13 protein-coding genes are annotated in these 13530 nt (G+C 42.3%); 4 read left to right on the top strand and 9 right to left on the bottom strand.

Annotated features, from left to right (window positions below):
- Positions 1 to 55: 55 nt before the first annotated feature.
- The 9 genes from FH976_RS13695 to sfsA form a co-directional block, all read right to left on the bottom strand.
- Positions 56 to 457 carry a hypothetical protein gene (locus FH976_RS13695; RefSeq protein ID WP_194091397.1) on the bottom strand — a complete coding sequence of 134 codons (402 nt, stop codon included), beginning with the start codon at positions 455 to 457 and terminating at the stop codon, positions 56 to 58.
- Positions 405 to 641: a hypothetical protein gene (locus tag FH976_RS13700; protein ID WP_194091398.1), complete on the bottom strand. Its 237-nt coding sequence runs from the start codon at positions 639 to 641 to the stop codon at positions 405 to 407. Before FH976_RS13700 ends, FH976_RS13695 begins: the two co-directional genes overlap by 53 nt.
- Positions 642 to 809: 168 nt before the next feature.
- Positions 810 to 1691 (bottom strand): pantoate--beta-alanine ligase, encoded by an 882-nt coding sequence (gene panC, locus FH976_RS13705; protein ID WP_194091399.1) that lies wholly within the window; start codon positions 1689 to 1691, stop codon positions 810 to 812.
- Between the two features lie 9 nt (positions 1692 to 1700).
- Entirely contained in the window at positions 1701 to 2495 is a 795-nt protein-coding gene (gene panB, locus FH976_RS13710) for a 3-methyl-2-oxobutanoate hydroxymethyltransferase (protein ID WP_194091400.1), read from the bottom strand.
- 72 nt (positions 2496 to 2567) lie between these two features.
- Positions 2568 to 3056 carry a 2-amino-4-hydroxy-6-hydroxymethyldihydropteridine diphosphokinase gene (gene folK, locus FH976_RS13715; RefSeq protein ID WP_407701653.1) on the bottom strand — a complete coding sequence of 163 codons (489 nt, stop codon included), beginning with the start codon at positions 3054 to 3056 and terminating at the stop codon, positions 2568 to 2570.
- A gap of 2 nt (positions 3057 to 3058) precedes the next feature.
- On the bottom strand, positions 3059 to 4450 hold the full coding sequence (gene pcnB, locus FH976_RS13720) for a polynucleotide adenylyltransferase PcnB (protein WP_194091402.1): 1392 nt from the start codon (positions 4448 to 4450) through the stop codon (positions 3059 to 3061).
- Positions 4451 to 4605: 155 nt separating this feature from the next.
- Positions 4606 to 5484, bottom strand: a complete 879-nt coding sequence (gene gluQRS / locus FH976_RS13725) for a tRNA glutamyl-Q(34) synthetase GluQRS (protein WP_194091403.1) — start codon at positions 5482 to 5484, stop codon at positions 4606 to 4608.
- Between the two features lie 100 nt (positions 5485 to 5584).
- Positions 5585 to 6034, bottom strand: a complete 450-nt coding sequence (gene dksA, locus FH976_RS13730; protein WP_194091404.1) for an RNA polymerase-binding protein DksA — start codon at positions 6032 to 6034, stop codon at positions 5585 to 5587.
- Between the two features lie 146 nt (positions 6035 to 6180).
- Positions 6181 to 6948: a DNA/RNA nuclease SfsA gene (sfsA, locus tag FH976_RS13735; RefSeq protein WP_194091405.1), complete on the bottom strand. Its 768-nt coding sequence runs from the start codon at positions 6946 to 6948 to the stop codon at positions 6181 to 6183.
- 107 nt (positions 6949 to 7055) lie between these two features.
- On the opposite strand from sfsA, the gene hrpB reads away from it, so the two are divergent.
- From hrpB to FH976_RS13755, 4 genes are all read left to right on the top strand, one after another.
- Entirely contained in the window at positions 7056 to 9641 is a 2586-nt protein-coding gene (gene hrpB, locus FH976_RS13740) for an ATP-dependent helicase HrpB (RefSeq protein ID WP_194091406.1), read from the top strand.
- A complete protein-coding gene (gene mrcB, locus FH976_RS13745) occupies positions 9595 to 12009 on the top strand; it encodes a penicillin-binding protein 1B (protein WP_407701651.1) in 2415 nt (804 codons plus the stop codon). The genes hrpB and mrcB overlap by 47 nt, the downstream gene beginning before the upstream one ends.
- A gap of 137 nt (positions 12010 to 12146) precedes the next feature.
- The gene (locus FH976_RS16170; protein WP_407701652.1) at positions 12147 to 12548 is read left to right on the top strand and encodes a patatin-like phospholipase family protein; all 402 of its coding nucleotides are present in this window, start codon (positions 12147 to 12149) and stop codon (positions 12546 to 12548) included.
- 8 nt (positions 12549 to 12556) lie between these two features.
- A partial coding sequence (locus FH976_RS13755; protein WP_194091408.1) for a patatin-like phospholipase family protein occupies positions 12557 to 13530 on the top strand: 974 nt, incomplete at its 3' end.

Below are 13530 nucleotides of genomic sequence, written 5' to 3' on the forward strand. Positions count from 1 at the left end.
AACTAAACAATCCCACAACTTCATCGTGAAGTTGTGGGATTTTTATATGGATCGATTAATTATAGACGAAAATAAATTCATATTTAGTTTTTACTGTTATGCGGCCTTTTAATGTGGTCGTCATATAGTCATAGTCCATATCAGATGCATTCGCGTTAAAGGAACCATCATCATTTTCGTTTTGACTATCGAAAGATACTTTTGCCGTATTAGGTGTAGTTGCATTAACATTGATTGTTAAGTGATGATTTAAACTACTATTATTTGCGTATGAGATTTTTAGCTCACCGTCATTGGTGTATGTAAAATATTCATTACCTTTATCAAAAGTGACTTCAATTTTGTTATCTTTAACATCTATTTTAAAGTTAGCATCACTTTTACCGACATTATTTGAGATAGCTTTAGGATCTTTTGCTTTTTTTGCATAATGAGTTTGTTGGGGCCATAGAGCCATTAGCTGTACATTCATTAAAAATATAGGTGACAGTTTCTTGTGTTGCTGAATATAAAATGCCAGAAGCTTTTCTTGATTGGGGTTCGGTAAAATCATTCAATTGATTAACGTTATCTTGCACATCATCGGCATTACAACCCGCTAAAATAGTAATGATAGCAGTTGTGACAAGTAATTTTTTCATAATTAAATTTCTCAATTAATAAGTGATATCTATTTACTCAGATTAGATTATTGCAAATCAGTATGTATTTCTATTATTGATTTGTTTTTATGATGATTTTGTGCGGGAAATAAAAAAGCTGCCAAATGGGCAGCTTTAGTTGGTGTGTTGTTTTACGAGGACGTGTATTTATTCTTCTTCGCCATCTAAGCTATTTATATTTGATAATTCAACGATGGTATTATCAATTAAACGCACTTGCCCAAGATATGCCGACATTAAGACAACCGCTTGTGTGCTATTTTCATTGAGTAGTTGTAACGTATTAGCATCGCGAATAAATATTTCATCAGGCTCAAGATCGGCTGCACGTAGCTGATCGGTTGCATCTTCAATTAATGATGGATAATCATTGCGTCCACCTCGCATCTGACTACTAATCCAGCGCATAGTCCGAGCCAGTACTGGAGCGCGTTGACGCTCACTCAATGTTAGGCGACTATTGCGTGAACTCATGGCAAGGTTATCTAATTCACGAACAGTTGGTACGCCAATCACATTAATATCTAACGCTAAATCAGTCACCATTTTTTTAATCACAGCTAGCTGTTGGAAATCTTTCTCACCAAAACAGGCCACATCAGGTTGGACAATATTAAATAGCTTCGTCACGATAGTGCTGACACCGCGAAAATGACCCGGACGTGAGGCGCCTTCGAGCATGTGCGATAAGCTAGGAACTTCGATAAAAGTGTGTTTGTCTAATCCTTCTGGGTACATGATTTCAGGCGTTGGCGTGAAAACAAAATCGACGCTTTCACTGTTGAGTTTGCTGAGATCATCTTCAAGCGTACGCGGATAATTATTCAGATCATCTTCACGCTCAAATTGCATTGGATTGACAAAAATACTCACAACAACAAGATCGGCTTGTTCACGCGCTTTACGCACTAAAGTTAGATGACCTTCATGCAAGTTACCCATGGTTGGAACGAAAGCGATACGGCGGCCATCACGGCGAGCACTTTTTAGCTGGTCTCTTAATGAAACTACATCAGCAAAAGTTTGCATATTTTTTCCTTATTCGAAGCTGTGTTCGATGCCAGGAAAGGTTCCGGCTTCAACATCTTGAATGTATTTATCAATAGCGAGCGCCATGCTGCCAGTTTCAGCCAAGAAGTTCTTGGAGAATTTCGGCATATAGTTGGCTGAAATACCAAACATATCGTGCATGACTAGGATTTGCCCGTCGGTTTTATTGCCAGCACCAATACCGATTACGGGGATGTGTAATGCGGAGGTGATGCGTTCTGCAAGGGCGGTTGGGACGCATTCTAACACAAGTAATTGCGCACCGGCATTTTGTAGTGATAATGCATCTCTTACCATTTGTTCTGCTTTGTCGTGATCACGCCCTTGAATACGAAAGCCACCAAAAATATTAACCGATTGTGGGGTTAAACCAAGGTGAGCGCAGACAGGAACCGAACGCTCAGTAAGCTGTTTCACGGTTTCAATTAACCATTCACCACCTTCAAGCTTAACCATGTTAGCACCCGCACGCATGAGCTTTGCGGCTTCTTGGCAAGCTTGATCTGGCGTTGCATAAGTCATAAATGGCATATCGGCGACAAGCAGGCTGGTTTTGTTACCAGCGCGGACGCAACGCGTGTGATAGGCCAGTTCGTCAATCGTGACGGGCAGGGTGCTGTCTTCACCTTGCAGTACCATGCCTAAAGAGTCGCCGACTAATAATAATGGCATTTGTTGCTGTTCAAATAATTGAGCAAAACTGGCGTCATAAGCGGTTGAGGTGGCAAATTTATGCCCTTCTTGTTTCCACTTAATTAAAGTATGAATCGATACTTTTTTCATGATTGAGTCCTTATTTGAAATTGGCATATTTGCTAGAAGTTGACGTATTTACTGAAAATAAGCGCCTTACTTCTACGCATGCCAAATACTGAGTCCGTTACTGTCAATTAAAGGTAGTAATGAGGCGAGCTTCGTTCCATCAGGTAATTGCAAATCAGGGGCAATTTCAAACAGTGGGTATAATACGAACTCTCGCTCTTTCATGCCGTAATGAGGAACGGTAAGTCGCTCATTCTCAATGACATCATTGCCATAAAGAATAATATCTAAATCTAGGCTGCGAGGCCCCCAACGCTCATCTTTACGCACTCGGCCTTGTTGCTGTTCGATAGCTTGCGTGCAATCGAGCAAATCTAAAGGTGATAAGGCGGTGTTAACTTGCGCGACAGCATTGATGTAATCGGGTTGGTTTTGAGGCCCCATCGGAGTGCTTGAATACAACGAAGAACAGGCGATTAGTTCTAAATCAGGGTGTTGTTTTAGCGTTTCAATCGCTAGTTTAGCTTGAGCAACCGGATCAGAAAGATTACTGCCTATCGCAATATAGACACTATTCGTCATGATCATTCTGATGAAGCCTTTTTCACACTGGGCTTACGTTTCGCGTAAGTTCGCTTTTTACGGCGGCCTGTCGGTTGTGGATTTCCAAGCTGTTGCACCATATTTTGGCGATGAACGGCTGGTGCGTCTTGGAACTCATGCCACCATTGGGCCAACTCTTGTGTTTGACCACCTTCCACTTCACCGCGCATTTCAAGCATATCGAAACCCGCACGGAATTTGTTGAGCTCCAGCATTTGGAAAGCACGCTTCCCCGTACGGCGCGTTAGACGTAATTGTAGCTGCCAAATATCACGAATAGTGGCAGTGTGACGACGAGGAATTGCTAAGCTTTTGACTTGCTCATCCATAATATGATTTCCGGCTGCCATGATCGCATCGTAATAGCTGAGTGATTTTTCACGCATCAGCTCTTCAGCATGGCTTTGTAATGGATACCATAAGAAAGCTGCAAACATGAACGCGGGATTAATGCGTTTATCATCATTGATGCGTTTGTCGGTCGAACGAAGGGCGATCTCAATCATTTTCTCTACTTTAGAGGCATGACCTTGACCAGCATCATCTTCAGTAAAGTAAGGTAAAACACTCGGAAATAATGTGCCAAATAATTGATATTCACGCAATAGCTTATAGGTAGCTAAACCTTGGCCCGCTTGCAGCAGTTTTAATGACTCTTCAAATAAACGCGCAGAAGGTACTTCCGATAATAAATGCGCCAATGGTTTAATCGGCTTAGCGGTATTGTCGGCAATTTTCATGTCTAATTTTGCCGCGAAGCGAATAGCGCGGATCATTCGAACCGGATCTTCACGGTAACGAGTTTCAGGATCGCCAATCATACGGATAATGCCCGCATTTAAATCTTGAATACCGTTGGCGTAATCATGAATGCTGAAATCGGCAATATTGTAATACATCGCATTAATAGTAAAATCACGACGCTCAGCATCTTCTTCAACCGTGCCGTAGACATTATCTCTTAGTAACATGCCTTCTTTAGATTGAGCCGATTGATTTTTCTCTGGTTCTTGATGATGACCACGGAAGGTCGCGACTTCAATAATGTCACGCCCAAACATGATATGAGCCAAACGAAATCGACGGCCAATTAAGCGGCAGTTACGAAATAGAGCTCTGATTTGTTCCGGTGTAGCGTTGGTCGCGATGTCAAAGTCTTTAGGTTCTTTACCCAATAATATGTCACGAACGCCACCACCGACTAAGAATGCATCGTAGCCGTGGTTACTTAATCGATACAGCACTTTAAGCGCGTTATCACTAATATGTGAACGAGAGATAGGATGCTCTTGGCGAGTAATAATGTTCAGCTTAACTTCTCCATTTGAGCTGTGTTCGTTCTGACTTGTTGGCGCAAAAATCTTGCGGCACAAATTAACTGCTTGAGTAAAGATAGCTCACCTCGGTTATTTTCTTTGTCATGATGCAACTTTTATACTTGAAGTCGTTTTAGGATCACAACGAATAAACCTTGATGGATCGCTTCAAGGCTAAAAATTTCGCACATAATAGCGCAGGTTTGATGATTTTAGAATGGGCAAGGTGCTGACAATGAATTTGGCAGCTGGTTGATGTGCCAATGTTGGCAACCCCACGCCAGAATGTGTTCTATGTTAGCGGATTGAAAATCATCAGGTAAGGTAAACCCAAGAAATTGCATCGCGAATAAGATAACAGGTTTGGGACTATCTAAATCGACGGCGGGAGCATGGTTTTGTTTCGACAATTTATTACCATGAGAATTAACCGCCAAAGGCAAATGCAAGTAGTTGACTTCGGCATGATTCAGATAGCGATATAAATTAATTTGACGGCCAGTCGGCTCGATTAAATCGGCACCTCGCACCACTTCAGTGATGCCTTGGTCAATATCATCAAGCACCACGGCAAGATTATAAGCAAATAATCCATCTCGGCGTTTAATGATGAAATCTTCTTTGGCTAGATCGGGCTGAATTTGAATGGTGGCGTGTTTTTGATCGTGAAACTGAGTAATGGGTTCATCCACCATTAAACGGATCGCGCAGCCATTAGGTGATGATAGTCCTAGAGTACGGCAATGACCTTGATAAAAACCACCAGATTGCTTGATTTGTTTACGAGTGCATTGACAGTAATAGGCTAAACCGGAATCAAGCCATTGATCAATTTGTTGTTGATAATAATGATGGCGCTGACTTTGATAGATGACATCTTGATCCCAGTGCAGACCATAAGCTTCTAATGTTTTTAGGATTAATGTCGCCGCTCCTTGCATTTCTCGAGGCGGATCGAGATCTTCCATGCGAACTAGCCATTGGCCTTGTTGTGATTTTGCTTGAAAATAGCTGCCTAAAGCGGCAACGATGGAACCAAAGTGCAGTGGTCCAGAAGGGGAAGGGGCAAAACGGCCAATATAATTAGGCATAAAGCTTATTACGATAGATGAATATGAGATGGGTTCACTCTGATCCGAGAGTCGAGAGGGAATATCTTCACCTCTCGAGTCTTGGAACTGGGTATGGATCTTAGCCTTGCATTTGCTTTTCTTTTAGCTCTGCTAATGTCTTACAGTCGATACAAAGATCGGCAGTTGGACGAGCTTCAAGACGACGAATGCCGATTTCGATACCACATGAATCGCAGAAACCAAAATCGTCATCTGTAATTTTCATTAACGTTTTTTCGATTTTTTTGATTAGACGGCGTTCACGATCTCGGTTACGAAGTTCTAAGCTAAACTCTTCTTCTTGAGAAGCGCGATCGACTGGATCAGGGAAGTTTGCTGCTTCATCTTTCATGTGAGTCATGGTGCGGTTTACTTCGCTATGAAGCTGATCGCGCCATGCTTTTAAAATTACAGTGAAGTGATCCACTTGTCCTGGCGACATGTATTCTTCGCCAGCTTTCTCTTGATACGGTTCAACACCCGCGATGGCTAGAGTGCCTAGCGTTTTTTTTATGGTTAATTCTGGCATACAGCGCTCCTACTTACTCTTCCTTAGTCAATGGCTGACTAATTGAGGGGCGTACATATAGCAGAAAGCGGTTTGCTTGGCAAATGAATCTGTAATCGAATGTGATTCTTGTTATGTAGATGAACGATTTAGTGATGTAATATTAATCAGTTGTTAATAAATTCAATACGATTGGTTAATTTTATTTCTAACGATGAAATATTGGCCGTATAGCATAAGACTTCAACGCCAGCATCTCTTGCTTGAGTTAATAGTTGTGCGTATTTTGCATCAATGTGATGAGCAACTGAAACGCGAGTAATACCGGTGTGCAATACCGCGAATAAAAGCACAGCTCGGTGGCTAGACTCAACCATTTGTATTAATTCACGCAGATGCTTTTGCCCACGCGTGGTTACGGCATCAGGAAAATAACCTTGGCCGCTATTTCTACCATCGGTTCTACCGCCTGTTGATTGGTTATTATTAGGATCTGATCGGTCTTCATCTAATAAGGTCACACTTTTTACTTCGATGTAGCATGCAGGGCGAGTCTCTGAACTTAATAAAATATCGATTCGGCTGTTTTCTTCACCGTATTTGACTTCGGCTTTTAATTCACAATAGCCAGTTAGTTCCGGTATTTGATCATTTTCAATTGCTTCAATCACTAATGCATTAGCGCGAGCCGTATTGATACAAATATGGTGCCCTTGTGAATTAACTGAAATTTCCCAGCTATTCGGATATTTGCGTTTTAGGTTACTGGATGTGGAATACCAAATAGTGTTCCCCGTTTCCGCGCACCCGGTCATTGCTCCCGTGTTGGCACAATGCATCGTTTTTTCATCACCATTCGGTAGCGTCACATCGGCTAAAAATCGTTTATACCGTTTAATTAAGATGGCGGGTTGTAAAGGGGGCGTGAATTTCATGGTCTTCCTATATTGAATCCTAAGCTTAGCGTTACCTCTATTGAAATAATTTAGGTAGAATCGCAAGCGGTAACAAAACTCATTTATCATGACATAAGGATTTTGGATTGTCACAACTGCCTATCATCGAGGTCATGCCTGCTTTGTTGCAAGCGATTGGTACCCATTCTCAAGTGATCTTAAAAGCCGCACCTGGCGCAGGGAAATCTACCTATTTACCTCTTTGCTTATTAGAACAAAAGCTTGGTGATGTTGCGCATTTGAGTGGCAAAATAATCATGATGGAACCTCGTCGATTAGCCGCGCGTAATATTGCTCATTATTTAGCGAAGCAATTGGGTGAGAAAGTTGGCGCCACGGTCGGTTATCGGATCAAAGGGGATTCTCAAGTAAGCGAAAAAACGCGACTTGAGATTGTGACCGAGGGCGTGATGACAAGAATGATCCAGTCCGATCCTGAATTAAATGGTATCGATCTGATCATTTTCGATGAATTTCATGAGCGCAGTATTTATGCCGACACCGCTTTAGCGTTTGGATTAGAAGTACAACAAGCATTGCGAGATGATCTGAAAATATTGGTCATGTCAGCCACGTTAGATCAGCAAGCTTTATGTTCACTATTACCTGATGCGCAGTATATTGAGTCGCAAGGGCGAGGTTATCCGATTGAATATCACTACTCCCCACTAAAACCAAATGAATATGTTGTGCCTCGTTTGGCGCAATTGATCCCGCGTTGGTTAGAACAAGAAACGGGTTCGATGTTGGTTTTTTTGCCCGGTGTTGGGGATATTGTTCGTTTACAGCAATTACTAATACAGCAGAAAAACAGGCCTGGTGATGGGGATTGTTTGAGCCATGTAGATATTTTTCCTTTATATGGCCAACTTGATAGCAAAGCGCAACAACTTGCCATTCAGCCAAGCCCACAAGGGCGGCGTAAAATCTGCTTAGCTACGAATATTGCTGAAACCAGTTTGACCATTGATGGTGTGCGAATGGTGATCGATTCGGGGCTTGAACGCAGTGCTAAATTTGATCCCAAAACGGGGATCACTCGCCTTGAGCAACATATGATCGCGCAGTCTTCAGCAATACAACGTGCAGGAAGAGCGGGGCGATTAGAGGCTGGGATTTGTATTCGCCTGTATAGCCAAGAAATGTTGCAACAGCAATTAAAAGTCCCCATTCCAGAGATTTTACGCAGCGATTTAACCTCGTTAAAAATGGAGTTAATTCAATGGGGAGCACAGCAAGCTGACGAGTTAATGTGGCTTGATACTCCGCCACAATCAAACCTTACTCAAGCGGCTGATTTACTGAAAAGCTTAAATCTACTTGATGTTAATGGGCAATTGACCGCGCAGGCTAAGGCTAGTCAAAGGTTTGGTCTTGAGCCGAGATTGTCTGCGATGATGCTAGGTTCACAAGCATTAAGTTCAAAGGCATTAGATTCGAGTTATGTAATGACCGCCATTGCGCTGGTGGCGTTATTGGAAGAACCTGAAAAGTCTATTATTGATATCAGTCATAGCTTACATCGGTGGCAGAGTCATTCTCATCCTAAAGTATCAAGATTAAATCAGCGTAGTCAGCAATTGGCTCGTCAGGTTGGACTTTTAAATAGTGCTTTTTCGGTATCGTCGGTTGATTCCTCTAAGTTAGGAGTTTGCTTGGCGATGGCATTCCCCGACCGAATTGCAATGCAAAGAAATGGAATGATTGGTGACTATTTACTGGCTAATGGTCATGGCGCATCAATGAATGAGCATGACGCGTTGGCCTCGGAGAAGATGATAGTTGCCATTGATGTCATGCGTACATCCGACTCTGTTCGTTCTCAGTCCTCTCATCTTAAAGCCCCTCATTTTAAAGCTATGAATAGCCAAATCTTCCGAGCGGTTAAAATTGATATGGCTGATATTGAGGCATGTTTGCCACAATTAATTGAGTTACAAACACAAGTTAATTGGGATGATAATAAAGGTCAAATTATCGCAGAAGAACAAAGACGATTAGGGAAGCTGGTATTAACTCGTCGTCGACTGCCAAAGCCTGAGCCTGAATTGATCACAAAAGCATTATTGGATTATATTCGCCGTAAAGGGTTAACGGTTTTACCTTGGAGTGATAAAAGCGACAATTTATTACACCGAATGCGTAACGGTCGAGATTGGTTGCCACAACAATCATGGCCGGAGTTAGATGACGAAACACTTTTGGCACAACTCGAACATTGGCTCGCCCCTTATATGCTAAATATAGACACTGTCGGGCAATTAAAAAAAGTGAATATGGTTCAAGCGTTATTGGCATATTTATCTTGGCCGTTGAATCAGCAGATCGATGAATGGCTGCCGACGCATTACACCTTACCTACTGGAAATCGAAAAGCGATCCGATATCGGGATAAAGCAGAGCCTGTTTTATCAGTGCGGATGCAAGAAATATTTGGTGAATCAGATTCCCCAGTGATAGCTCAAGGGCAGAAAAAACTGGTGTTGGAATTATTGTCACCCGCACAAAGGCCATTGCAAATAACCCAAGATTTAGCGGGTTTTTGGCAAAGTTCTTATAAAGATGTACAGAAAGAGATGAAGGGGCGCTACCCTAAGCATATTTGGCCAGATGATCCGGCGAATCATGTTCCAACGGCGAAAACTAAACGCAATTTTATCGAAAAAGAATAAAGGCATTACATTGAATACCCCTAAAAAAAACACGACACGTAAAACAACCTCATCTGGCCGTAAAGCCGGTCCTGCTCGCGCTCGTAAAACAACGACTAAAAAGCCTAAAAAAACGTGGTTGAAAAAACTATGGAGTATCGGTTGGAAGTTGGCTTTAGTGTTTCTTGTTTTGATGGTTGCCGCCGGCTTTTATTTAAATAATGTCGTGACTCAACGTTTCACGGGACAGCTATTTGAATTACCAACTGTCGTATATGCCAGAGTGATGAATTTAGAGCCGGGTAGTTCTATTTCAGTTAGTAAGCTTCGCCAAGAATTGGATGTGTTGAATTATCGTAAAGTGTCGAATCCGATGCGTGAAGGCGAATATTCTGCCTCATCTACGAAAGTTGAGCTGTTTCGTCGCCCGTTTGAATTTGATAATGGCCCAGAGCCTGCTCGTCATGTCATGCTGTATTTTAAAGATGGTGAACTCACTCGTATTCAATCATTGGATTCAAAATCGGATCTGGGTTTTTTGCGCATTGAACCCAAAATGCTTGGGATGCTGGAAGCTAAGAAAGAAGAAACGCGCTTATTCTTAAAGCGTGAGCAATTTCCAGAAGCCATGGTGCAAGCACTACTTTCGACTGAAGATCGTGATTTTTATCATCATGGTGGGATTTCTCCTGTTGCGATTGCACGGGCATTTTTGGTTAACCTTAAAGCCGGTCGCGCGGTACAAGGTGGTAGTACGCTTACTCAGCAGCTTGCTAAAAACTTGTTTCTAAGCAGTGAGAAAACGTTATGGCGTAAGTTTAAAGAAGCTTACATCGCAATGATTTTAGATTATCGATTTAGTAAAGATCGCATTTTAGAAGCGTACTTAAATGAAGTGTATTTAGGTCAAAATGGTGGTGAAGCGATCCATGGCTTTGCACTGGCTTCTCGTTATTATTTTGGTCAGCCTCTACAAGAGTTGCGTATCGATCAACTCGCGATGTTGGTGGGAATGGTCAAAGGTCCATCTTATTACAACCCAATACGTCGACCTGAAGTGACCAAAAATCGCCGTGATTTGGTACTTGAACTGATGATGCGCCAAGATATTCTGACTCCATCTCAATATAATGAAGCCGCAACTCGTCCATTGGATCTGCAAAAAAATCCTCATCTTGGCCGTCGTCAGCCAGCGTATTTTGAGCAACTTCAAATAGAGTTAAAAGATAAGGTGGGCGATAAATTTAAAGCTGATACCGGTTTGCGTTTGTTCACCACTCTTGATCCTGTTTCTCAGTCGTACCTTGAGTCTTCTGTCACTCGCACCTTGCCACAGCTTGAAAAACGTTCTGGTAAAGGTTTAGAAACAGCAATCGTGGCGGTTGATCGCAAAACCGGTGAGATCCGCGCGATGGTCGGTGGTCGTCAAGCGGGTTACGACGGTTTTAACCGTGCCTTGAGTGCCAGTCGCCAAATCGGTTCTTTGGTTAAACCATCCATATATTTAACGGCCTTGGAGCAACCAGAAAAGTACGATTTAGGTACAACCTTGCCCGATCAGCCGCTCACATTGACTAACAAGCAAGGTAAGACATGGTCGCCGAAAAACTTTGATCGAACTTTTAGTGGTGAAGTACCACTGTATAAAGCGATGGCAAAATCAATGAATGTCCCAACGGTGAACTTAGGCATGCAACTTGGTATTCCTGCTGTTATGGATACATTAGAAAGGCTTGGGGTAGATAAGCAAGAAATTCGCCCGGTGCCTTCTATGTTCTTGGGGTCATTTTCACTAACGCCTTATCAGGTATCACAGATGTTCCAAACCATCACCAACTCAGGTAAACGCGCTCGGTTAACAGCGCTGCGTACGGTGGTTGATGTTGATGGTAATGTGCTTTATCAAAGTATTCCAAAAGCTTCCCAACAAGTACCGCAACAAGCGGCTTGGTTGACAACTTATATTATGAAAAGAGTCGTCAGTGAAGGTACTAGTCGAGCGTTACAATCTAAATATGGTTGGGCAACGTTGGCGGCTAAAACGGGAACCAGTAACGACAGTCGCGATAGCTGGTTTGTTGGAATTGATGGCCGAGAGGTGGTCACAATTTGGACTGGGCGTGATGATAACAAACCTACAAAGCTTACAGGTGCGAGTGGTTCACTTCGGATTTATGCTGATTACTTATCACAACGAGCGCCAGAAAAATTGACGCTGCCATGGCCAAAAAATATTGCGACCGATCATTTTGAGGCAACTTCTAAAGGTGGTTATAAGATGGATTGTAGCGGTGATATCGATCTGCCGGTATGGGATGAAAAAGGGGAAGTATTAGATAAGTGTAAAAATACCGCGGCTGGTTGGATTAAAGATTTATTTAGTTTTTGAGCCATAAACCAAGCCAGTAAAGGATGCAAACTGGCGGATTTATGATTTAATAGCAACGTCTTTAAAAGCCCGTCACTATGATGGGCTAAGACTAAATGGATATTTTTTCTGCTACTAATTTAAGATAAGGATTATCGTTGAAACGACAATTTACGGCGTACTTTTATTGTATTCTCCCTTTACTGTTATTGAGTATAAAAGTTGATGCTAGAGAAAAAATGGCAGACGGAAGTTACCGTCCGACTATTGCTGTTGTTTTAGCTGGTGGTGGCGCAAAAGGTGCTGCGCATATCGGTGTACTTAAAGCGTTAGAAGAAATGCACATTCCGATTGATATCGTGACGGGTACTAGCATGGGGTCTTATGTCGGCGGGTTGTATGCATTAGGTTTGAATGCCGATGAAATTGAGAAAAAACTCAATGAAGTTGATTGGAATTCAGGTTATCACGATCGCGTTGAGCGCAGTGAACGCCGAGTGCGCGATAAAGTCTATGATGACCGTTACCAGCTTCACACCGTCTCGGTTTACGCTGGATAGGGCTTCAAGTGCCGAAAGGGGTCGTGCAAGGCCAAAATATGCTGCATATTTTACGCCAAAGTACCGGCAATATTCCCGCGTTTAAATCCTTTGATGATCTGCCTGTTCACTACCGTGCAGTTGCCACTGATATTGTTGAATTAAAGCCAGTGGTTCTTAAAGATGGTGAGGTCGTCGATGCTATGATGGCAAGTATGTCGGTTCCTGGTGCTCTTCCTCCTTATGCCTATGATGGGATGCTATTAGTCGATGGCGGCGTCACCAACAATATGCCCGTTGACATTGCCCGTTCAATGGGGGCAGATGTTATTATTGCGGTGGATATTAGTACTGATTACCGAACTGGCGACAAATTAACTACCTTTCTTACCGTTGGTGATCAGCTATCTAATTACATGGTTCGCCGTAGTACATTAGAACAAAGCGAACAGTTGCATGATACCGATGTTCTTTTAAAGCCAGCGGTGGGTAAAATGTCGACAACCGATTTTGGCCAAATGCCGGAAGCATTAAAACTAGGCTATAAAGCGGCTGAACAAAATAAAATGGCTTTAGAGCGTTACTCTATCCCTGAATTGGATTATTTAGCCTATCAAACCGAAAAAAGTGTCATTCGAGAAAAAATCCACAGTGGTGCGGATCTTCAATTAGCCAAAGTTAATATTATCAACAATACTCATTACAATGAAAAACTATTGAGAAATCGCTTAGATATTGAAGCTGGTGAAACCTACACCAGTGATGAAATTGAAATTAAAGTCAGAGATTTATATGCTTTGGACCGATTTGAACGGAGCTCCTATCAATACTCGGAAGCTGAGAATGGTCAAGCGGACTTAACCGTTGATGTGAATGAAAAAAGTTGGGGACTTAATTATATCGATTTCCGTTTTTTTCTTGAGGATAATTTTAAAAATTCAAGTAAGTATTCTATAGGCTTAACCAGTAACTTTACTGACTTAAGTGATGACGGAGCGGAACT

Origin of the sequence: Vibrio hibernica, from assembly GCF_015223435.1 — a bacterium.
In the GTDB taxonomy this organism is placed as follows: domain Bacteria; phylum Pseudomonadota; class Gammaproteobacteria; order Enterobacterales; family Vibrionaceae; genus Vibrio; species Vibrio hibernica.

Coding starts and splice junctions, on each gene's coding strand:
- FH976_RS13695 (WP_194091397.1), bottom strand. CDS start 457: ATGGCTCTATGGCCCCAACAAACTCATTATGCAAAAAAAGCAAAAGAT.
- FH976_RS13700 (WP_194091398.1), bottom strand. CDS start 641: ATGAAAAAATTACTTGTCACAACTGCTATCATTACTATTTTAGCGGGT.
- panC (WP_194091399.1), bottom strand. CDS start 1,691: ATGCAAACTTTTGCTGATGTAGTTTCATTAAGAGACCAGCTAAAAAGT.
- panB (WP_194091400.1), bottom strand. CDS start 2,495: ATGAAAAAAGTATCGATTCATACTTTAATTAAGTGGAAACAAGAAGGG.
- folK (WP_407701653.1), bottom strand. CDS start 3,056: ATGACGAATAGTGTCTATATTGCGATAGGCAGTAATCTTTCTGATCCG.
- gluQRS (WP_194091403.1), bottom strand. CDS start 5,484: ATGCCTAATTATATTGGCCGTTTTGCCCCTTCCCCTTCTGGACCACTG.
- dksA (WP_194091404.1), bottom strand. CDS start 6,034: ATGCCAGAATTAACCATAAAAAAAACGCTAGGCACTCTAGCCATCGCG.
- sfsA (WP_194091405.1), bottom strand. CDS start 6,948: ATGAAATTCACGCCCCCTTTACAACCCGCCATCTTAATTAAACGGTAT.
- mrcB (WP_407701651.1), top strand. CDS start 9,595: ATGTTCCAACGGCGAAAACTAAACGCAATTTTATCGAAAAAGAATAAA.